Here is a 19,305-nt window from a genome sequence, read left to right as displayed (position 1 = left end):
GGGCGCGGGGCGCTGCTGGCATCATCGAACGGTGCCCCACGCCGTTCTCGTCGCGCTTCTGCTGCTCGTCGCGGGCATCGCCGCGGGCGTGATCGGAACGGCCGGGGGCATCACGAGCCTGGTCGCGTACCCCGCGCTGCTCGCCACGGGCATCGCGCCGCTCGCGGCGAACGTCACGAGCTCGGTGGCGCTGCTCGGCAGCGGGCTCAGCTCGGCCGGCAGGGCGGCGCGAGACCTCGTGGGCCACGGCGAGACGATCCGCCGCTGGGCCCCCGTCGGTGCCGCGTTCTCGCTCGCGGGCGCGCTGCTGCTGCTCGTCACTCCGGGGCACGTGTTCGACCGGATCGTCCCGTTCCTCGTGCTCGCCGGCTCGCTCGCCCTGGTGCTGCAGCCCGCGATCACGCGCTGGCAGAGTGCGCGCGGCCACCGGTGGCGCGGCGGTGCGGTGTTCGGCGGTCTCGGCGCGGTCACGCTCTACAACGGCTACTTCGGCGCCGGTTCCGGCATCCTTCTGATCGCCCTGCTGCTCTTCACCCGCGAGCCGGTGCTGCACCGCGCCAACGCGATGAAGAACGTGATCCTCGTCGCCTCCGACATCCTTCCCGCCGCACTGTTCATCGCAGCCGGCGGGGTGGTGTGGTCGGCGGCTATCCCGCTCGGCATCGGCACGGTGATCGGCGGCCTGATCGGGCCTTCCCTCGCGCGGCGCGTGCGGCACGACATTCTGCGGTGGCTCATCGCCGCGTGCGGCTTCGCGCTCGCGATCTGGCTCTTCGTGCGCGCCTGAGCCGCCGCGGCCGGCACCGCGCTGCTCCCTGCGGAGTACGCGCGGTCACTCCCCCGGGCGGATTCGCGCGGGCCGGCGCTTCGCGACGCTGGACTCAGTTCAGTTGGCACCGCGAAAGGAAACCCTCATGAACACCGCACTCGCAGCGGCCACCGTCGCCCACTGGGGCGGCCCCGGCCCGTTCTTCCCGTTCTTCATCTTCATTCCGCTGTTCTGGATCGCGGTCATCGTCGCACTCGCGATCGTCTTCGGCCGTCGGCGCCGTGCCATGTGGGGCTACTGGCACGAGCAGGGCGCCGGCTCGGCCGAGCAGACGCTGGCGCAGCGCTACGCCAACGGCGACATCGACGAGCAGGAGTACCGCGCCCGCCTCGAGGTGCTGCGTGCGAACCGCCCGCAGTTCGGGCCCGGCGGCCCGCGCTGAGCTCAACCCGTCGGTCGAGTAGCTCGCTCTGCGCCTCCGCCGCTGGTCGAGTAGCTCGCTCTGCGCCTCCCCCGCTGGTCGAGTAGCTCGCTCTGCGCCTCCCCCGCTGGTCGAGTAGGTCGCTCTGCGACCGTATCGAGACCCCCTTCTGGCAAAGAAAGCGTCTCGATGCGCCCCTCGCGCTACTCGACCAGCGGGCGAGGTGGCTGTAGCCTCGACGAAGTCGTCCGCAATCGATGCCCGGAAGGAGTGATGAGCATGACTGAGATCTTCAGCGCCTCCGTGTCCACTTCCTTCCCTGAGGCCGCGCTCTAAGCAAGCAACGCGGCCTCCCTCGCATTGGAGACCGCAGTGTCTGTATTCGGCGACGACTTCGTCGTCCCCACCTTCGCCTACGCCGATGTCACTCTCGGCGAAGGCCAGCGCTGGTCGACCTGGCCGGCGACCATGCCCACCGAACGCGGGCCCGAGCCGCGCCCCGACTGGCTCGTCACCTCGGCGGGCGCCATCGATACCGAGCTCGGCATCGTCAAGACCGGCAAAGAAGCCGACCTGTTCCTGATCGAGCGGGCGGTGCCGGATGCCTCGCCCGGCGTGCCCGGTCAGACATCCGTTCTGGCCGCGAAGCGGTACCGATCGGCCGAGCAGAGCGACTTCCACCGTTCGAGCTCCTACACGGCAGGGCGGCGCGAGCGGCGCAGCCGCGACCAGCGCGCGATCGAGCGGAAGTCGGCATACGGCCGCACCGTCGCGGCAGGGCAGTGGGCCGCCGCCGAGTTCGGCGCTCTCTGCGAGTTCTGGCGCCGCGGGCTGCCGGTGCCGTACCCCGTGCAGATCTCGTACACCGAGATCCTCATGGAGTTCATCGGCGAGGACGGCGTCGCCGCCCCGCGGCTCGCGAACGCCGTGCTCTCGCACGCAGAGCTCGTCGACTGCTTCGACCAGGTGATCGCCATCTTGCACGGCTTCGCGGCGGCGCAGACCGCGCACGGCGATCTGTCGCCCTACAACCTGCTCGTGCACCACGGCCGCGTCGTCGTGATCGACCTGCCGCAGCTCGTCGACGTCATCGCCAACCCGAACGGCTTCGAGCTGCTCGAGCGCGACGTGCGGAACGTCTGCACATGGTTCGAGCGGCAGGGGGTGCCGAACGACGCCGACGCGCTCTTCGCCGAAGTCTGTGCAGAGATCTTCGCGTAGCCGCGCGCGGCGTCAGCAATCCACCCGCTGGTCGAGTAGCTCGCTCGGCGACCCACCCGCTGGTCGAGTAGCTCGCTCGGCGACCCACCCGCTGGTCGAGTAGGTCGCTCTGCGACCGTATCGAGACCCTCTTCTCGCGAGGTCCCTGTGGAAAGCTCGCGCGCCGCACGCCCCGAGCGGCGAGACTTCCCTGATGCCAGCGGTCTACATGCTCGAGTGCGGCGACGGTTCCTTCTACGTCGGCAGCACGCGCAATCTCGAAGCCCGCATCCAGCAGCACATGGTCGGCGCGGGGTCCGAATACACGAGGTGGCGCATGCCGGTGAAACTCGTCTGGGCGATGGAACTCGACAGCGTGGCCGACGCGTACGCACTTGAGAAGCAGATTCAGGGGTGGGGCCGAGCGAAGCGAATAGCGCTCATCGAAGGCCGATTCGGCGACCTGAAGGCCCTGGCGAAGAAGAAGTTCGGCAAGCCTCCGGCGGTCGAGTAGCCCGCGCGAAGGCGCGCGCCGACTCCCTTTCCTCACCAGAAGCGGGTCTCGATACGCTCGTACCTCGCTACTCGACCAACGGGACTGCAGCGGGTCTCTCCTCGCTGGTCGGCCGACGGCGCTTCCTACCAGTCGTGCATCGAGCCGTCGAGGAGGCGGTTGACCGGCAGATACGCCGCTTCGTAGGGGAACGATGCCGCCGCCTCGTCGTCGTAGCTGACGCCGAGGCCCGGCTCCTCCGACGCGTCGAGCATGCCGCCGGCGAACGAGTACGTGGTGTGGAACACGTCGTGCGTGGCGGGCGCGTGCTGCATGTACTCCTGGATTCCGAAGTTCGGAATGGCCAGCCCGAGGTGGATCGCGGCCGCAAGCCCGACGGGCGAGACATCCGTCGGCCCATGGATCCCCGACTTGATCTGATACACGCTCGCATAGTCGAAGATCCGGCGCAGCCCCGTGATGCCGCCCGCGTGCGTGATGGGGCTGCGCACGTAGTCGATGAGCTGCTCTTCGATGAGCGTCTTGTAGTCCCAGATCGTGTTGAACACCTCGCCGATGGCGAGCGGGGTGGTCGTGTGCTGGCGCACGAGGCGCAGCGCGTCCTGGTTCTCGGCGGGCGTCACGTCTTCGAGCCAGAACAGGTCGTAGGGCTCGAGGGATTTCCCGAGCTTCGCCGCCTGGATGGGGGTGAGCCGGTGGTGGCCGTCGTGCAGCAGCGGCAGCTCGGGCCCGAACTCGTTCCGCACCGCTTCGAACACGCCGGGAATGTGCCTGAGGTACGCCCGCGTGTCCCAGCTCTCTTCGACCGGCACGGCGTTGCGGCGCGCCGGCTCATAGTCGTAGCGCTCATCGGTGCCGGCGTCCGCCCCGGCCCGCGCATTCGCGGACGACGCGACGCCGTAGACCGAGGGCAGGCCGGGGATGCCCGTCTGGACGCGGATCGCCCGGTAGCCCTCGTCCTGGTGCTCGCGGATCGAGTCGAACAGCTCGGGCAGCTCGGCCCCCGAGGCGTGCCCATAGACGAGCAGCCCGTTCCGCGATCTGCCGCCCAGCAGCTGGTAAAGCGGCAGACCCGCCACCTTCGCCTTGATGTCCCACAGGGCCGTGTCGACGGCGGCGATCGAGGCCATCGTGACGGGCCCGCGGCGCCAATACGCGCCGCGGTAGAGGTACTGCCAGGTGTCCTCGATGCGGTGCGCGTCACGGCCAACGAGCAGCGGCACGACGTGCTCGCGCAGGTACGCGGCGACGGCCAGTTCACGCCCGTTGAGCGTCGCGTCGCCGAGACCCGTCACGCCGTCATCCGTCGTGATGCGCAGCGTCACGAAGTTGCGCCCGGGGCTCGAGACGAGCACCTCTGCCTTTTCAATCAACACCAACGACTCCTTCCCTCGATAGCGCGCCGGGCGCGCTCAATCCACACGTGCACGCCGCGTCCTCACGATCTCGTCGAACGCAGCGATGGTCGCCCGGCTCGCCTCGCCCGGGTCGAGCCCGGCCGCGGCGCGCGCGGCCATGATCGCCCGCTGCCGCTGCTCGAGCTTCTCGCGGCCCTGCCGCGCGATCTGGTCGAGCCGGTGCGCGATGCGGGGGTTGGCGAACCTCGTCCGCAGCGCCGCCAGCGCGGCATCCGTCTCAGCGCCCTCGAACCCGAGGACGGGCCGCACCTCGGCCCAGAGCTGCTCGACCGTCGCGCGGATCTCGTCGTCGGCCCATGCCTCATCGACCGTCTCGAACCCGCGCAGGAGGCCCAGGTACGTCATGGTCGAGTGCGCCGCGTTCAGCAGCCAGAGCTTGCGCCGTTCGAAGGGCGCGACGTCGTCGACGAAGCGGGCGCCGACCCGGTCCCATGCGGGGCGCCCGGCCGGGAACGAGCCCGCGAGCACCCACTCCGAGAACGGCTCGGTGATCACCGTCAGCGGGTCGCTCGAGTGCGGGGTGATGCGGTCGACCATGGTCGAGGGAAAGGTTGCGTTGCGCTCGACCCAGCGCGCGAGATCGGGGTCGGATGCCTCGGCCAGCCGCACCACGGTCGAATGCAGCACCTCGCCGTTGCCCGCGAGGTTGTCACAGCTGACCACCGCGAGCGGGCCGCCGCCGGCGGCGCGGCGCGCCGCAAGGCCCGCCAGCAGACGCGCCGGGGCCGGGGAGCGCGTCGAGTCGTAGCCGGTCTCGGTCACGGTGACCGTCACCACGGCGAGCTCGGGGTCCGCGAAGACCCCGGCCCAGGCATCCGCGTTATCGCCCGCGAACGACGCCGAGACCGCGCCGATCTCCGTCGCGGCGTCGCCCTCGGCGCCGCGCTCGATCAGCATGTAGCGGTTGCCGGCCGCCGTCATCGCCGCGGCGAGCGCGGGCGACCGCCCGGTGAAGGCCGTATAGCGCCATGGGTCGGCCCCGGGCAGCGCGTTCGCGCGCTCCGTGTACCACGCCTGGTGGGCGCGGAAGAAGCCACCGAGGCCGAGATGCGCGAGCCGCGTCATGCGGTGCGGCTCGCGCGCTGCCAGGCCTCGCGAACGTAGGCGAGGTTGTCGGCCGTGCGCTCGCGCAGTGGCAGAGCGGTGGAGAAGTCTTCCAGGGTCACCCAGCCGTCATATCCGATGCGGGCCAGTTCGCGGAAGAGCGCGTCGATATCCGCCTGGCCCTCGCGCAGCGTCGCCCACTTCGCCGCCCACAGCGCACGACCGCCAGGGCCGATCTCGCCTGTAGCACGCCAGGCGACGTTCTTGACGTGCACGTGCGCGAGGTACTCGCCGAGCAGCTGGAACGCGGCCCGGAAGTCCTCGTGCCCCTCGTGGACGAGGTTGCCGATGTCGTGGATGACGCCGACGCGCGCCGGGTCGAGCCCGTCGATCAGGCGCAGCGCCGCCGAGGCGCTCGAAGTGATGGTGCGGTGGTGCAGCTCGACGAGGACCTGCACGTCGTGCGCCTCGGCGCGCGCGACCGCCCACTCGAGGTCAGCACGCGTGGCCTCGAAGGCGGCGCGGTAGTCCTCGACGGGCAGCTTCGGCATTGTCACCCGCACCCGTCGCGCGTCGAGCGCGGCGGTCGCGGCGAGCAGGCGCTCGACGCCGACGTGATCGCCCGCCTCCGCGTAGCCGCCGATTCCGGAGAACTCGAGTCCCGCGTCCCTCGTGATGCGCAGGATCTCCGGCACGGATTCCTCGAGGCCGGTGAGCGCCCAGGTGGCGCGATTGCCGGCCCAGAATCCCGGGGTCGCTGCGTCGTCCTGATCAGTGATCCGCCACTCGACGCCGTCCCACCCCTGTTCGGCGAGGGTACGGGCGGCTTCCTCCGGTGTCCATTCCGGAGTCGAAGCGGTGAAGACCGAGAATCTCACAGCGCTCCCTCCATACCGGTCGGGGCCTTCGTCGGATCGAACACGATGTCGTCGTACTGCCCGCTCAGCACCTCTGCGACCGCCACTTCCCGGCCGAGGGCCGCCGAGACATAGAGCGCGCGCACGACGGCGAGCGAGAGCAGCGCGTCGTCGGCACCGACGGCAGGCGCACGCCCGTCGCGGATCGCGGCCACGATGTCGTCGTATTGGCGCGCGTGCGCCTGCGCGAACGCGTCGGCCGGCACGGCAGCACCTTTCACGTGCTCCGGCGGCACGACATCGGGCGCGAGGTTGCGCGGCCCCAGTCGGGTGGGGTCGGCGTGCGTGTCGCCGAGGACGGCAGGGTCGATCCCCTCGCTCGGCTCGGCGTAGAAGTACTCCAGCTGGTCGCGGTCGATCAGCGCCGAGCCCTTCGAGCCGTGCACGTTCAGCCGCACGGAGAGGCCGGGAAAAGCGGCCGTGGTGGTGTGCAGCACCGCGATCGCGCCGTTCTCGAAGCGCACGGTCGCCGCGAGCGTGTCCTCGACCTCGATGCGCTCGTGCGCGAGCGAGCCGGCGTACGCGAACACCGCCACGGGGTTCCCGAGGAACCAGACCAGCAGGTCGACGGTGTGCACACCCTGGTTCATGGTCGACCCGCCGCCGTCGAGCGCCCAAGTGCCGCGCCACTCCCCCGAGTCGTAGTACTCCTGGCTGCGCCACCACCCGACCGTCGCGACGGCGCTCGTGAGCCGCCCGAGGCTGCCGCTGTGCGCGGCATCCGCAACGACGACCGAGGCCGGGTCGAAGCGGTGCTGGCTGATGACGCTCACGATCTGACCGCGATCGGATGCGTCCCGCGCGGCTCTCACGAGGGGCAGGGCCTTCCCGACCGTGGTGTCGAGCGGCTTCTCGATCACGACGTGCGCGCCCGCGGCCAGCGCCTCAAGGGCGAGCTCGACATGCGTGCCGCTCGGGGTGGCGACGACGACGACATCGGGCGCGGCTGTTGCAAGCGCCTCACCGAGCGTGTCGAACCGGGCCGGAGCGCCCCACTCGGTCTCGGCGGCGATGAGCGCTGCGATCTTCTCGCGTGCCTCGGGGTCCGGGTCGACGAGCGCGGTGACCTGCAGCGACCCGTTCAGCGCAATCGCACGCACGTGGTTCACGGCGATCACGCCGTTGCCGACGAGAGCGGCCCTCAGCTGCTCGCTCATGCTGCGTCCACCCCGATCTGCTCAAGCAGCCGGCGGAAAGCCCGGGCTGCTCGCCCGAACTCGTATGGGCCCGAGAATCCCCCGTTCTCGGCGGACAGCGCGAGATGCGGCTCCAACGACGCGAAGCCCGAATACCCGTCGTCTCTCAAAGCGGTCATCGTCTCGAGAAGCTGCCCGTCGCCTTCGCCGGCCGGGGTCACCTCGCCGTCGGAGAAGCGGGCGTCCTTGACCTGCAGGTACTCGAGATGGCTCTTCAAGAGCGGATAGGCCCTGGTGAAGGGCTCCACGCCGCACTGCACGAAGTTGGCGCTGTCCCACGCGACCCGCAGCCGATCCGAGCCGACCGACTCGATCAGATCGAGGACGCGCTCTGGGGTGTCGCCGTAGATGTCCTTCTCGTTCTCGTGCAGCAGAACCACGTCTTCGCGCTCGGCCACGTCCGCGAGCGCCCGCATGCGCGCGAGCACGGCGTCGCGCATGCTGGCAGCGGTGTCGTCGGGCAGGGCGCCGGCCGCCAGGGAATGCGACCCGTTCGCATGACCTGCCGGCCAGAAGGAGAAGACGCGGATGTACCGAGCCTGCACGCGGTGAGCGACGGCGATCACGCGCTTCAGCCGCGCCACCTCGTGGTCGACCGGCGCAGACACCTCCACCTTCCCGACCGGCGAGCCGATCGCCGAGACCTGCATGCCGCGGCGCGAGAGGGAACGCGCGACGCCGTCGAGCTGCTCCTCGGTGAACTCCGCGACGTTCGTGGACCAGGCGCTGCGCAGCTCGATGTGTCGCGCGCCCAATGCCGCGAGGACGCTGAATTGGATGTCGGGCTCCGCGTCGATCTCATCGGCGAAGCCGCTCAAGGTCCAGGTGGTCATTTCACTCCTCCGGCGGTGAGGCCGCCTACTAGATAGCGTTGAAAGATCAGATAGAGCAGCACGACGGGCGCGGCGCACACGAGCGAGGCCGCCATCAGCTGCCCGTATGCCGGCAGCGCGCCGCCTTCTTGCGCGCCGCCGAAGACCTCGAGCGCGACCGCGACCGTCTGCGTGTTCGAGTTGGTGATCACGGAGGCGAACAGCACGTCGTTCCACCCCAGCAAGAAGGCGAAGATCGCGGAGACGACGATTCCGGGCCAGCTGAGCGGAAGGATCACCTGAGCGATGATCCGCAGGTTGGAGGCTCCATCCATCCGCGCGGCCTCCTCCAGCTCGCGGGGCAGCCCCCGCAGATACGTCACCATCACCCACGTCGAGAACGGCAGCGCGAAGGTCAGATAGGTGACGATCAGCCCCCACCGGGTGCCGATGACCTGGATGCCCAGGTAGGTGCTGAAGGACGAGAACACCACGAACAAGGGCAGTACGACGAGAGTGCCCGGAACGGACTGCAGAGCCAAGAGGCCCCGAAGTATGGTCACTCGGCCGAAGAAGGCGAACCGCACCAGGACGTATGCGGTGCCGACGGCTACGGCCGTGGCGACAACCGCGGTGGTTCCCGCGGAGATGAGGCTGTTGATGATGCCGTCTGCCAGGCCCACCGTGGACCAGATCCTGCCGAAATTCGCAAGCGTGAAGCTCGACGGGAAATACTGCCCGCTCGCCACGCCGATGTCGGAGTTGACGGAGCCGAAGATCACGTACATCAGCGGCAGCACGATCGCCACGCAGATGACCACGACGATCAGCGTGCGCAGCCAGACGGGCACGAGCTGGGCGACGGCGGCGTTCGACGCCTTGCGGCTCCTCTCGGCGCGTGCGGCGCCCGGCTTCTCAGCGACCGCGGTCATGCTCCTGCCACCTCAGCCTCCGTGCGGTCGAGCCGCGCCACGCGCAGATAGATGAACAATGGGATGGCCAGCAGAACCAGAGAGCAGATCGCCGTCGCCGCGCTGAGTCCGAAGCGGAAGGACTGGAAGCTCTGGATATACGTCAGGAACGGCAGGGTCTGCACGTTGTCCGGCGCGGGCATCCCGAACAGCACGAACGGAAGGGTGAAGTTGTTGATGTGCGCCAGGACGGCGACCACGCTGGCGAGCGCGACCGGGCCCCTGAGGTTCGGAAACACCACGTGGCGCAGCTGCTCCCACCAGCTCACGCCGTCCAGTGCCGCGGCTTCGAACACGTCCTGCTCGATCGTCTGCAGCCCCGACAGCGCCAGCAGGTAGATGAACGGCCACGCGGCCCAGATCTCGACGATCACCAGCGTCCAGAACGCGTTCGGCCCATTCAGCCACAGGCCGGGGTGGATTCCGACGACGGAGAGCAACCCGGTCCAGATGCCGCCCGGCTGCATGATGGTGCGCCAGATCGTCGCGGTCACGAAGGACGGGATCACGTAGGGCACGAGGAACACCGACCGCACCAGCGCCCGCCCGCGGTACGCGTTCTGGGTGGCGAGCGCGGCGGCGACCCCGATCGGGATCGTCACCAGCGTCGAGATCAGCGCGAAGGAGATGCTGATCCCGAAGGACGAGAGCAGCGGCGAATCTGTGATCGCCTCGACGTAGTTCGAGAGCGCGATGAACGGCGCTTGCAGCCACTGCCTGATGGTGTACTGGTTGAGGTCCAGCAGTGACATGTACACAGCCATCGCCAGTGGGATGAGCACCACGACGACCATGAGCACTCCGCCAGGGATGAGCATCCACAGCGGCCTGTTCCGGCGACTCAAGCCCCTTCGGCGGCGCGAGCGGTCGGGTCTCTCCAATACCGAGCTGAGCGAGAGTTGCCGAGTGCTGCTCATGGCCCGCTCCGCCGTCACTTGCTCTGCGGCGCCTGCGCAAGGGACTTCGTCACCTTGTCTTGGGCGTCCGCCAGCAGGGACTTGATCTTCGTCTCGCTCACTGAGCCGTCTGCGAGGTCGGGGATGGATTGCGTCACGACATTCAGAAGCCCGACCTGAGCATCACCCCAGGCGCCGCTGAAAGGAGTCGAATATGACTTCTTCCCTGCGGCGAGGACCGGAGCGAGCGCGGGCGCGTTGGACTCCAGCTTCGCGGCGGCGGACTTCGTCACCGGCAGGTTGCCGAAGTCTTGGTATTGCTCGGCCTGGATCTTGTCACTGGTGAGGTAGTTGACGAACTCGAAGGCCAGCGACTTGTTCGGCGAGAAGTCCGCCACGGCAAGGTTGTCGCCCGAGAGGATGCTGGCCGCCCCCACGCCCTTGCTCGGCAGCGACGAGTGCCCCGGCGGGACCGTCGGCATGACCGCGTACTTGTAGTCGCCCTTCACCGCGGACTTGTCCAGCGTCGGCGTCGCATTGGAGGTCGTCATGGGCAGGATGGCTGCCTTGCCGGACGCGAACGCGGCCAGCGCCTGCGGCGCGGTCCACCCGACCGAGGCCGGGTCGGTGACGTGGTCGTCAGTCAGCAGGCCGAAGTAGCTCTCGTATGCGGAGACGACAGTGGCATCGTCCAGGTGCGCCTTCGCCCCCTTGATGAAGGGATTCCCCAGCTGCGTCGCGAACGTCCACACGTACTTCCACGGGTCAAGGGCGTCCTTGTAGTCGATCGCCATTCCGTAGACGCCCTTGCTCGGATCGGTGAGCTTCTTGGCCTGAGCGATCAGGCCGTCCCAGGTGTCAGCCGGCTGAGTGAGCCCGGCGTCCTGGAACAGCTTCGTGTTGTAGGCCAGCACGAAGGGGCGCGACTGGTAGGGAACGCCGATCTGCTTGGAATCCGATGGGCCGGAGATCCCCAGCGTCGCCGGCACGAACTTGTCCTTGCCGCCGACCAGCTTCCAGTCCGCGTCGTCGAGGGTGACGAATGCGCCCGTGGCATATGCCGTCGGAGTGAACGTCGTGCCGAGGTCGAACACGTCGGGACCCTGCCCGGACACCGCGGAGGTCTGGATCTTCGTCAGCGTGTCATTGGCCGTCGCGCCGTGCTGCCACACCACGGTCGCCCCGGTCTGCTTCGTGAAGTCGTCGCCCACCTGCTTCTCGAACTCCCGCTGCAGCTGCGGGTACGTCGTGTTCACCCCGGTATAGACCGTGATCGTCTTGCCCTTGCCGTCGACGGCACCAGCGCCGCTCGACGAATCGCCACCGCTCGAACAGCCCTGCAGCGCAACGCCGAGCACGACCGCGCCTGCGATCACGGCGAAGCCTCGCTTCATCCTCATGACAACTCCTCTTTGAGTTCCAGTTCGACCCCGCCACCGTGAACGGCGTCAGGCTGCCTGCGACTCTACGAACCGCTCACCGAGAGGGGCAATCGTTTGCCATTGTTTGCAGGCGATGCTTGGATCATGCCGTGGCTGACCATGCATCCGGATTGGGCGGGCGACCGACGCTTGCCGACGTCGCAGCCGAGACCGGCTTCGCGATCTCAACCGTCTCTCGTGCTCTCTCCAAGCCCGAACGCGTCAACGCGAGAACGCGCGAACGGATCGAGGCCGCCGCGAAGCAGCTCGGCTACACGGCCAACACCACGGCTCGAGCGCTCACCTCCGGCCGCACGCGCAGCGTTGCCGTGCTCGTATCGGACGTGACGAACCCGTTCTATTTCGGCATCATCCGGGGTACGCAGCAGGAGCTGAAGACCGCCGGCTACACCCAGCTTCTCGTTGACACGGAGGAGTCCGACGATCTCGAGGACGCCATGCTTCGCCGGTTGCGCGCGTCTTACGACGGGGCGATCATCGCGGCATCGCGGCTCACCGACCGACGCCTCGCGGAACTCGCCGCGCAGATGCCGCTGGTCGCCATCAACCGACAGACCCGCGGGGTTCCGAACGTGTTCATCGACACGCCCGCCGGCGTCGACCAGGCGGTCGAACACCTCGTCTCGCACGGGCATCGCGCCATCGCCTACGCCTCAGGACCGCCGACGTCGTGGCCGAGCGAGCGCCGCTGGCGGGCGTTCACGAAGGCCGCGGGCCGTTGGGACGTGGAGGTGTCGCGGGTCGGGCCGTTCAGCCCGCGGCAGATCCAGGGCGCTGCCGCTGCCGACGCCGTGCTGAATACCCGCGCGACGGCGTGCCTCGCCTTCAATGACCTGCTCGCGATCGGAATGCTTGCGCGGTTCGCCGAGCGCGGCGTGCGCGTGCCCGAGGATATGAGCGTCGTCGGTTGTGACGACATCTTCGGCGCCGATTTCTGCCACCCGCCACTCACGACCATCACCGCGCCGATCACGCAGGCGGGGCGCGCGGCCGTGTCGCTTCTGCTGGCGCAGCTGGACAGGGACGGCGAGCCCGTGCGACGCACCATCACGCTCCCCACCCACCTCACGATCCGCGCATCGTCCGGGGCCGCTTCGACTGCATGAGGCGGCTGCAGCAAGAAACGGCAAACGTTTGTCAGTCCGGGCGCCCTGCTGCTTGACTCGCGGGTATGACTGCGCTGTCGCCGCACCCCGATCGCCTCCTTCCCGCAGATCCCATGACGCGCAACGTGGCGCGACGGCTGTACGACGAGGTGGCGGCCGCCCCGATCCTGTCGCCGCACGGGCACGTCGACGCACGGGTGCTGCTCGACGACGCGCCGTTCCCCGACCCTGCCACCCTGTTCATCACTCCCGACCACTACGTCACCCGCCTGCTGCACGCCCACGGGGTTCCGCTCGACGAGCTCGGCGTGGGCGTGCCGCCGGAGGACCGTGACGGCCGGGCGATCTGGCGCCACTTCTGCCGCCACTGGGACGCGTTCCTCGGCACCCCGGTGCGGTTCTGGTTCGAGAGCGAGCTCTCCGACGTCTTCGGCCTCGACGAGCAGCCGAGCGAAGCATCCGCAGATCGCATCTACGACCAGCTCGAGGCTCGGCTCGCCGAGCCGGAATTCCGGCCGCGCGCCCTGTTCGACCGCTTCGGCATCGAAGTGCTCGCCACCACCGACGACCCCGCCGACGACCTCGCCGCACACCTCGCCCTGCGCGAGGACCCCACCTTCCACGGGCGGGTGGTCCCGACCTTCCGCGCCGACCGCTATATGACGCCCGGTACGGCGGCCTGGGCACCCGCGCTCACGGCGCTGGCCGAGGCATCCGGCATCGACACGGGCAGCTACGCCGGCCTCATCGAGGCCCTGCGCAGCCGCCGCGCGTTCTTCCGGGCGGCCGGCGGCACCGCGACCGACACGGGCGTGCTCACGCCGGAGGCGACGCCGCTGCCGGACACCGAGGCCGAGCGCATCCACCTCGCGGCGCTCGCGGGAGAGGTGAGCACGGCCGACGCATCCGCTTATCGTGCCAATCTGCTGTACCGCTTCGCCGAGATGTCCGTCGACGACGGGCTCGTGATGCAGCTGCACGCGGGCGTGCACCGCAACACGCACCGCCCGACCTTCGACCGTTTCGGCCCCGACACCGGCCACGACCTGCCGGCCGTCGGCGGCTACACGCTGCCGCTCGCCCCACTGCTCGCCGGCTTCGGCACCGCACCGGGCTTCCACCTCGTGCTGTTCACCGTCGACGAGACCCTGTTCAGCCGCGAGATCGCGCCGCTCGCGGGCTTCTACCCCAGCGTGTTCGCCGGCGCGCCGTGGTGGTTCCTCGACTCCCCCGCCGCCATCACGCGCTATCGCGCCGCCGTCACCGACTCCGCAGGCTTCGCCAAGACCAGCGGCTTCATCGACGACACCCGCGCGTTCTGCTCGATCCCGGCGCGCCACGACATGTCACGGCGCGTCGACGCCGCATACCTCGCGTCCCTCGTCGTGACGCACCAGCTCTCCGAGGATGACGCGCTCGGCATCGCCCGCCGACTGGTCGACGAGCAGCCGCGGCACGTCTTCAAGCTCTGACTGCTCCCGCGGGGGTCACGCCTCGGTGTCGGCGTCTTCGCTCTGGGCGGCCTCGAGCTGGTCGGCCTGCGCCGTCTCGGCTGCGACCCACTCGGCCCACATCAGCGCGCGCTGATACGAGCCGTGCAGGAACTGCAGGCTGTCGAGCAGGCGCTCGTCCCGCGGGGTGCTCACGTCGGTGAAGTCCTCGAGCGTCACCCAGCCGTCGTAGCCGATCGACACCAGAGCCCGGAACAGCCAGTCGATGTCGACCTGCCCGTCGCGCAGGCTCGACCAGTTGTGCTCCCACATGATCTGGCTGTCGGGGCCCTGCTGGCCGTTCGGCCACCACACGGCGTTCTTGACGTGCACGTGGGCGAGGTACTCGCCGAGGATCTGGAACGCGGTGCCGAGGTCTTCGAAGCCCTCGATGACCTGGTTGCCGACGTCGTGAATGACGCCGATGCGCTCGGGGTCGAGCCCCTCGACGAGGCGATAAGCGGCCGAGGCGCTCGAGACGATCGTGCCGTGGTGCAGCTCGACAAGCACCTTGACACCGTGCGCGGCGGCCCGCTCCACCGCCCACTCGAGGTCGGCGCGGGCGGCCGCGAAGGTCGCGCGGTAGTCGGCCACCGGCACGTGCGGCAGGGTGACGCGCACCTGCCCCGCGCCGAGTGCGGCGGTCGCGGCGAGCAGCCGCTCGACGTCGTCGTGATCGGATGCCTGCGCGTAGCCCCCGATGGCGGAGAAGTCGAGCCCGGCCTCCCTGGTGATGCGCAGGATCTCGGGCACGGCTTCCTCGAGACCGGTCAGCGGCCAGGTCGCCCGGTTGCCTGCCCAGTAGCCCGGCTCGTCGGCCTCGTCCTGATCGGTGATGCGCCACTCGATGCCGTCCCAGCCCTGGGCGGCGATCGCTGGGGCCGCCTCTTCTGGCGTCCATTCGGGGGTCGAGGCGGTGAAGACGGAGAAGCGCATCAGGACGGTTCCTCTGCAGGGTTCGGGTCGAAGGTGACATCGTCGTGGGCGCCCCCGAGGATCTCGTCGATGTCGACCTCTACGCCGAGGCCGGCCGAGACGCTGAGCGCACGCACTACTGCCAGCGAGAGTAGCGCGTCGTCGTAGGAACCTCGCTCCCCCCCGAAGAGTGAGTCGGCGCTTCCTCCTCGCGCGTTCTAGAACGCGAAGTGCCCCGAAGGGTGACTTCGGAGCACTCGGGCGAGAGGCTCAGCTCTGCAGAATCGCCGAGCGGCGGGCGAACGGCTTCGCCAGAGCGCGCCAGCCGAGCAGCACCGCCCCGGTGAAGAGCAGCGCGACGATCACGAACGGCAGCGCGACGCCCTGGCCGCTCACGAAGCGCAGCAGCATGCCGACGCCCACCGTGACGAGCCAGATCGGAATCGCCGAGGAGCGGATCGCCAGCGGGCGGCGCCAGGCGAGGCTCACGGCCCAACCGAGCAGCGTGCCGACGACGAACGGCCATGCCGTGTGCGCGACGCCGAGGAAGCCGAGGTCGTAGCCATGGATCATGCGCCCCACCATCGTGAAGGCGGTCACCAGGGCCAGGTCAAGGAAGATCGCGGGCACGAGCCACGGGCTCGGGCCGACGCGACGTGCGGACGTGATCTTGTATACGGTCATAGATGCATGATTGCGTATAAGGCTTGAAGAACGCGGTGAGCGGGAGGCGATCGGGATGCGTCGACGGCGCAGTCATGCCCGCGAACCAGGCAGCAGGCTGCACGGCCGACGCCCCCGCCTATCGCGCCGACCTGCCGTACCGCTTCGCCGAGATGTCCGTCGACGACGCGCTCGGGGTCGCCCGCCACCTGGTCGTCGCGCAGCCCCGGCACGCCTTTACGCTCTGAGACGACGGCGCCTAGTCGCCCGAGGGCACCCCCGAGCTCTGCAGAGCCGCCGTCTCGTGGAAGTCCGAGTAGCTGAGGGTGTCGGCCTGCGCCCCGATCAGGCCAAGCACCATGTGCCCCTGCCCGAGAAGCGTCATGAGCGCCTCGAGCGTGAGCGGGTTCGCCTGGAGGCTCTTGTCGAGCCCCTCGCCGTCGCCGTACTTCGTGCCGATGCGGTCGATCCAGATCACGGCGTGGCCCTTGAGCGTCATGCCGTGGGTGTCGAGGTTCACCAGTTCCTGCCGGTTGGAGGAGTCGAGGTGGAAGTTGCCGATCGTGAGCTCGTCGCACTCGATGCGGATCGCGGTCGCCCGGGCGCCGTTCGCCAGCGGAACGGTGACGATGCCGACCTGGCTCGGGCCGGCGATCTTCAGCGTGTCACCCCAGGTGTTGGCCGACGGGGTCGTGAAGATGCCGTGATCGTTGTCGGCGCCGATGGCGACGAGCGGCGTCTGCGTCGTCGGGTCGCTCGGTGCGGGCGCGGTCGTCGTCGGCGTCTGGCCGGGGGCCGGAACCGAGCCGCCGCTCTGGCCAGGGATCTGGACGGAGGTGCCGCCGCTCGGATCGGGTTCGATGAGAGACCCGCCCGAGCCCGAGGATGGGGTGGGGCTCGGGGCGGGAGTCGTGGAGCTCGGCGTGGGTGTGGGCGACGGCGAGGGATCCGGCGAGCAGAAGATCAGCAGCACGCAGCCCGATTGCACGGCGGCCGGCTCAGCCGCCCGCGCCTGCTGCGGAGCCGCCGCGGCGAGCGCGACCGTCAGCGCGGCGACGGCCACTGCGGCACCCCCACGCATCACGCGACGGCGACGCGAGGTGTCGGGCCCCGGGGTCTCGTCGCCCGAGGCCGAGGGCGTGCGCAGCGAGGGCGGGATCACCGGCTCCGCATGGCCCTCGCCGTGAAGCACCCGCGAATGGGCGGGTTCCTGGCGGGCCGGTTCTGGCGAGGCATCCGCCCGCCTCGCCTCTGCCTGGGTCTTCGGCACCCACGCGACCACGAGGATGCCGCCGACCGCCGACAGCAGCATGCCGATGATGAAACCGCCGAGGTTCACGCCGATCAGCGAGTACAGCGACAGCAGCAGCGCGATGACGCCGTAGAAAATGCGGTGCACCGGCATGAGTGCGATGAGGATCGCGAGAAGCACCAGGATCGCCGGGACCACCAGCGCCTGCAGACCCTCGAGCCCCAGCTGGATGTGGATCTTCCCGATGTCGAGCTGGCCGGAGAAGAACTCCTCGATGCCGCCGATCGCGATCAGCACCGCGCCCCAGAACGGACGCTCTCGGCGCCAACGCGCGAAGGTGGCGCGTCGTGTCGTCACGAGTCGCGTGCCTTACTTGCCGGGGCAGCCGCTGCCGTCGGTCACGACCTTGAGGTGCATGTTCGACAGCGCCAGGGTGCCGGCCGTCGTGCTGTAGGCCGTCTGCGAGAAGTTCTTCAGCGTGATGCCCTCGGAGTCCTGAGCGAAGTCGCCCGCGGAGCCCTTGGCGCTGGTGACGACCGAGGCGGCGTCGGTGCCGATGCGGATGTTGCTGAACACCGCGTCGCCCTTGAGGTCGGTCATGCCGATCTGCAGATTCTGGGCCTTCACGGGCGCGCCGGCCTGGTCGCCCGCCGTGATGACCAGCCCGACCTTGCCGAGCGGGGTGTCGGTGACGACCTGCTGGCACAGGTTCGCGATCGTGGCGCTGCCGATGTTCGCGATGGCGACCGGGACCTGCTTTCCGTCCTGGAGCTTGGCGACGCCGCCGTACTGCGAGAACGAGGTGCCGTCGAGTTCGGTGCCGCCCATAGTGAAGGACTGACCCGAGATGGAGAACGAGACCGGCACGGCCCCCTGGGCGACACCGCCCATGACGACCGCCGCTGCGATTCCCACCGGAACGGCGACCATCGCGATGCGCCCCCCGCGCGACTTCACGATGCTCTTGAAGTTCATTGCTCCCCCTTTGGAACGGTGGCAAGACCACTCTGTCTTGCCCTGTTGAGGTTACAAGCCTATTGACAACCGGTCAAATAAGGGGCGGGCGAGTGCGGCGGATGACTCAGGCGCGGGATTGCGCCGAGGCGAGGTCGACCACCGCGAGGCAGCTGCGCTCGAGGAACACGACCAGCTCGTCGTGGCCGAGCTCATGGTTCACCGCGCCGTCGACCAGAGCCTGCTCGGCGAGTGACACCCAGGCGCGCAGAGCGACGTGCAGCCGCGAGCTCGGCGCGACGCCGAGCTCGCCGAACATGACCGACAGCCGCTCGGCCTGGGCCGAGCGCACCTCGTCGACGATCATGCGCACCGTCTCGTCGCCGGACGCCGCCCCGCGGACGAGCGAATAGAACGTCTGCCGGTGGTCGCGCGCGAACGTCACGAAGCGCTCGAGCGTGTCGTGCAGCCGCTCGGCCGGGCCGAGCTCGGGCCGCGGCTCGGTCGCGCGCATGAGGCTGTCACGCGCGGCGCGCACGAGCTCGTGGTGCAGCCCGGTCTTCGAGCTGAAGTAGTAGAACACCAGCCCGCGCGAGACACCGGCCTCGGCCGCGAGGAACTCGATCGTGACGTCCTCCAGGGGCCGGTCGGCGAGCGAGTTCACGCCCAGAGCGATCAGCTGCTTGCGTCGCTCCTCGGGCGTCATGCGCGTGCGGCGCTCGGTGCCTGGCATCCTCTGAGCCTACCGAGCGCCGGGTGGGCGCCCGCTGAGGCGTCGCCTCACTCGCAGATGATGTCGCCCGGCGCCGGCGCTGCGATGTCGACGGGTTGGTCGGCGGCGAGCGCGTCGCGGATCTCGGCGACGAGCTCGCCCACCGGGCGGGCGATGTCGAAGACCCCGCCCCGCTCGTCGGCGCCGAGCGGCTCGAGCGTCGCGAGCTGCGAATCGAGCAGGGTCGTCGGCATGTATTCGTGATGGCGGCCGGCGAGACGCTCGGCGAGCAGCTCGCGCGTTCCGCTCAGCAGGGCGAAGTACGCGTCGGGCGCGTACTCGCGCAACAGCTCGCGATAGGTGCGCTTGAGCGACGAGCAGGCGATGATCACGCCGTCGCCGACCGCCAGGCGCTCGCCGATCCGGAGCAGCCACGGCCAGCGGTCGTCGTCGGTGAGCGGGATGCCCGCCGCCATCTTCTCTTTGTTGGCAGCCGGGTGCAGGTCGTCGCCGTCGATGAAGATGCGACCGGATGCCGCGGCGAGGCTCTCGCCGACGGTGCTCTTCCCCGATCCGCTGACGCCCATGAGAACAATCGGTTGCAGTGTGACAG

21 protein-coding genes are annotated in these 19,305 nt (G+C 69.4%); 7 read left to right on the top strand and 14 right to left on the bottom strand.

Features of this window, described 5'->3' with window-relative positions; genetic code table 11:
* Positions 1-31: 31 nt before the first annotated feature.
* The 4 genes from ABD716_RS03440 (at position 32) to ABD716_RS03425 (ending at position 2,904) form a co-directional block, all read left to right on the top strand.
* Entirely contained in the window at positions 32-787 is a 756-nt protein-coding gene (locus ABD716_RS03440) for a sulfite exporter TauE/SafE family protein (RefSeq protein ID WP_344773830.1), read from the top strand.
* A gap of 127 nt (positions 788-914) precedes the next feature.
* Complete coding sequence (locus ABD716_RS03435) at positions 915-1,211, top strand: SHOCT domain-containing protein (protein ID WP_344773828.1); 297 nt, start codon at positions 915-917, stop codon at positions 1,209-1,211.
* Between the two features lie 351 nt (positions 1,212-1,562).
* On the top strand, positions 1,563-2,411 hold the full coding sequence (locus tag ABD716_RS03430) for a serine protein kinase RIO (RefSeq protein WP_344773826.1): 849 nt from the start codon (positions 1,563-1,565) through the stop codon (positions 2,409-2,411).
* A 193-nt stretch (positions 2,412-2,604) separates the two neighbouring features.
* A complete protein-coding gene (locus tag ABD716_RS03425; RefSeq protein ID WP_344773824.1) occupies positions 2,605-2,904 on the top strand; it encodes a GIY-YIG nuclease family protein in 300 nt (99 codons plus the stop codon).
* 125 nt (positions 2,905-3,029) lie between these two features.
* Here ABD716_RS03425 and manD read toward each other — a convergent pair whose 3' ends face one another.
* From manD to ABD716_RS03385, 8 genes are read right to left on the bottom strand one after another with little or no spacing between them, the layout of a single operon-like run.
* Positions 3,030-4,280 (bottom strand): D-mannonate dehydratase ManD, encoded by a 1,251-nt coding sequence (gene manD / locus ABD716_RS03420; RefSeq protein WP_344773822.1) that lies wholly within the window; start codon positions 4,278-4,280, stop codon positions 3,030-3,032.
* Between the two features lie 36 nt (positions 4,281-4,316).
* On the bottom strand, positions 4,317-5,387 hold the full coding sequence (locus tag ABD716_RS03415; protein ID WP_344773820.1) for a mannitol dehydrogenase family protein: 1,071 nt from the start codon (positions 5,385-5,387) through the stop codon (positions 4,317-4,319).
* Complete coding sequence (locus ABD716_RS03410) at positions 5,384-6,244, bottom strand: sugar phosphate isomerase/epimerase family protein (RefSeq protein WP_344773818.1); 861 nt, start codon at positions 6,242-6,244, stop codon at positions 5,384-5,386. Before ABD716_RS03410 ends, ABD716_RS03415 begins: the two co-directional genes overlap by 4 nt.
* Complete coding sequence (locus ABD716_RS03405; RefSeq protein ID WP_344773816.1) at positions 6,241-7,440, bottom strand: Gfo/Idh/MocA family protein; 1,200 nt, start codon at positions 7,438-7,440, stop codon at positions 6,241-6,243. Before ABD716_RS03405 ends, ABD716_RS03410 begins: the two co-directional genes overlap by 4 nt.
* Positions 7,437-8,312 (bottom strand): sugar phosphate isomerase/epimerase family protein, encoded by an 876-nt coding sequence (locus tag ABD716_RS03400; RefSeq protein ID WP_344773814.1) that lies wholly within the window; start codon positions 8,310-8,312, stop codon positions 7,437-7,439. The genes ABD716_RS03405 and ABD716_RS03400 overlap by 4 nt, the downstream gene beginning before the upstream one ends.
* Positions 8,309-9,223, bottom strand: coding sequence for a carbohydrate ABC transporter permease (locus ABD716_RS03395; protein WP_344773812.1), 915 nt, complete (start codon positions 9,221-9,223; stop codon positions 8,309-8,311). The genes ABD716_RS03400 and ABD716_RS03395 overlap by 4 nt, the downstream gene beginning before the upstream one ends.
* Positions 9,220-10,179: a carbohydrate ABC transporter permease gene (locus ABD716_RS03390; protein WP_425553374.1), complete on the bottom strand. Its 960-nt coding sequence runs from the start codon at positions 10,177-10,179 to the stop codon at positions 9,220-9,222. The genes ABD716_RS03395 and ABD716_RS03390 overlap by 4 nt, the downstream gene beginning before the upstream one ends.
* 14 nt (positions 10,180-10,193) lie before the next feature.
* Entirely contained in the window at positions 10,194-11,558 is a 1,365-nt protein-coding gene (locus tag ABD716_RS03385; protein WP_344773810.1) for an ABC transporter substrate-binding protein, read from the bottom strand.
* Between the two features lie 131 nt (positions 11,559-11,689).
* Here ABD716_RS03385 and ABD716_RS03380 point away from each other — a divergent pair, with 131 nt between their 5' ends.
* Together ABD716_RS03380 and uxaC are read left to right on the top strand one after the other, a co-directional pair.
* On the top strand, positions 11,690-12,706 hold the full coding sequence (locus tag ABD716_RS03380) for a LacI family DNA-binding transcriptional regulator (RefSeq protein WP_344774294.1): 1,017 nt from the start codon (positions 11,690-11,692) through the stop codon (positions 12,704-12,706).
* Between the two features lie 65 nt (positions 12,707-12,771).
* Positions 12,772-14,178, top strand: coding sequence for a glucuronate isomerase (gene uxaC, locus ABD716_RS03375; protein WP_344773808.1), 1,407 nt, complete (start codon positions 12,772-12,774; stop codon positions 14,176-14,178).
* 15 nt (positions 14,179-14,193) lie between these two features.
* Here uxaC and ABD716_RS03370 read toward each other — a convergent pair whose 3' ends face one another.
* Both ABD716_RS03370 and ABD716_RS03365 read right to left on the bottom strand, forming a co-directional pair.
* Complete coding sequence (locus ABD716_RS03370; protein WP_344773806.1) at positions 14,194-15,132, bottom strand: sugar phosphate isomerase/epimerase family protein; 939 nt, start codon at positions 15,130-15,132, stop codon at positions 14,194-14,196.
* A gap of 249 nt (positions 15,133-15,381) precedes the next feature.
* The gene (locus tag ABD716_RS03365; RefSeq protein ID WP_344773804.1) at positions 15,382-15,795 is read right to left on the bottom strand and encodes a DUF3054 domain-containing protein; all 414 of its coding nucleotides are present in this window, start codon (positions 15,793-15,795) and stop codon (positions 15,382-15,384) included.
* 74 nt (positions 15,796-15,869) lie between these two features.
* Here ABD716_RS03365 and ABD716_RS03360 point away from each other — a divergent pair, with 74 nt between their 5' ends.
* A complete protein-coding gene (locus ABD716_RS03360; protein WP_344773802.1) occupies positions 15,870-16,022 on the top strand; it encodes a hypothetical protein in 153 nt (50 codons plus the stop codon).
* An 11-nt stretch (positions 16,023-16,033) separates the two neighbouring features.
* Here the strand turns inward: ABD716_RS03360 and ABD716_RS03355 are convergent, their stop codons facing one another.
* The 4 genes from ABD716_RS03355 to ABD716_RS03340 all read right to left on the bottom strand — a co-directional run bounded on the left by ABD716_RS03355 (position 16,034) and on the right by ABD716_RS03340 (position 19,279).
* The gene (locus ABD716_RS03355; RefSeq protein WP_344773800.1) at positions 16,034-17,383 is read right to left on the bottom strand and encodes a DUF6114 domain-containing protein; all 1,350 of its coding nucleotides are present in this window, start codon (positions 17,381-17,383) and stop codon (positions 16,034-16,036) included.
* 12 nt (positions 17,384-17,395) lie between these two features.
* Entirely contained in the window at positions 17,396-18,001 is a 606-nt protein-coding gene (locus ABD716_RS03350) for a DUF6230 family protein (protein WP_344773798.1), read from the bottom strand.
* A 106-nt stretch (positions 18,002-18,107) separates the two neighbouring features.
* Complete coding sequence (locus ABD716_RS03345; RefSeq protein WP_344773796.1) at positions 18,108-18,713, bottom strand: TetR/AcrR family transcriptional regulator; 606 nt, start codon at positions 18,711-18,713, stop codon at positions 18,108-18,110.
* A gap of 47 nt (positions 18,714-18,760) precedes the next feature.
* Positions 18,761-19,279 (bottom strand): gluconokinase, encoded by a 519-nt coding sequence (locus ABD716_RS03340; RefSeq protein WP_344773794.1) that lies wholly within the window; start codon positions 19,277-19,279, stop codon positions 18,761-18,763.
* Positions 19,280-19,305 lie beyond the last annotated feature (26 nt).

The organism is Gryllotalpicola kribbensis, assembly GCF_039538245.1.
In the GTDB taxonomy this organism is placed as follows: domain Bacteria; phylum Actinomycetota; class Actinomycetes; order Actinomycetales; family Microbacteriaceae; genus Gryllotalpicola; species Gryllotalpicola kribbensis.
The sequence above is the reverse complement of the archived record's forward strand: the minus strand, read 5'-3'. Positions and strand labels throughout refer to the sequence as shown.

What these genes read in the sequence shown, in the direction of transcription:
- ABD716_RS03435 (WP_344773828.1), top strand. Translation starts at nt 915, where the DNA reads ATGAACACCGCACTCGCAGCGGCCACCGTCGCCCACTGGGGCGGCCCC.
- ABD716_RS03425 (WP_344773824.1), top strand. Translation starts at nt 2,605, where the DNA reads ATGCCAGCGGTCTACATGCTCGAGTGCGGCGACGGTTCCTTCTACGTC.
- ABD716_RS03415 (WP_344773820.1), bottom strand. Translation starts at nt 5,387, where the DNA reads ATGACGCGGCTCGCGCATCTCGGCCTCGGTGGCTTCTTCCGCGCCCAC.
- ABD716_RS03405 (WP_344773816.1), bottom strand. Translation starts at nt 7,440, where the DNA reads ATGAGCGAGCAGCTGAGGGCCGCTCTCGTCGGCAACGGCGTGATCGCC.
- ABD716_RS03400 (WP_344773814.1), bottom strand. Translation starts at nt 8,312, where the DNA reads ATGACCACCTGGACCTTGAGCGGCTTCGCCGATGAGATCGACGCGGAG.
- ABD716_RS03395 (WP_344773812.1), bottom strand. Translation starts at nt 9,223, where the DNA reads ATGACCGCGGTCGCTGAGAAGCCGGGCGCCGCACGCGCCGAGAGGAGC.
- ABD716_RS03390 (WP_425553374.1), bottom strand. Translation starts at nt 10,179, where the DNA reads ATGAGCAGCACTCGGCAACTCTCGCTCAGCTCGGTATTGGAGAGACCC.
- ABD716_RS03385 (WP_344773810.1), bottom strand. Translation starts at nt 11,558, where the DNA reads ATGAGGATGAAGCGAGGCTTCGCCGTGATCGCAGGCGCGGTCGTGCTC.
- uxaC (WP_344773808.1), top strand. Translation starts at nt 12,772, where the DNA reads ATGACTGCGCTGTCGCCGCACCCCGATCGCCTCCTTCCCGCAGATCCC.
- ABD716_RS03370 (WP_344773806.1), bottom strand. Translation starts at nt 15,132, where the DNA reads ATGCGCTTCTCCGTCTTCACCGCCTCGACCCCCGAATGGACGCCAGAA.
- ABD716_RS03365 (WP_344773804.1), bottom strand. Translation starts at nt 15,795, where the DNA reads ATGACCGTATACAAGATCACGTCCGCACGTCGCGTCGGCCCGAGCCCG.
- ABD716_RS03360 (WP_344773802.1), top strand. Translation starts at nt 15,870, where the DNA reads ATGCCCGCGAACCAGGCAGCAGGCTGCACGGCCGACGCCCCCGCCTAT.
- ABD716_RS03350 (WP_344773798.1), bottom strand. Translation starts at nt 18,001, where the DNA reads ATGAACTTCAAGAGCATCGTGAAGTCGCGCGGGGGGCGCATCGCGATG.
- ABD716_RS03345 (WP_344773796.1), bottom strand. Translation starts at nt 18,713, where the DNA reads ATGCCAGGCACCGAGCGCCGCACGCGCATGACGCCCGAGGAGCGACGC.
- ABD716_RS03340 (WP_344773794.1), bottom strand. Translation starts at nt 19,279, where the DNA reads ATGGGCGTCAGCGGATCGGGGAAGAGCACCGTCGGCGAGAGCCTCGCC.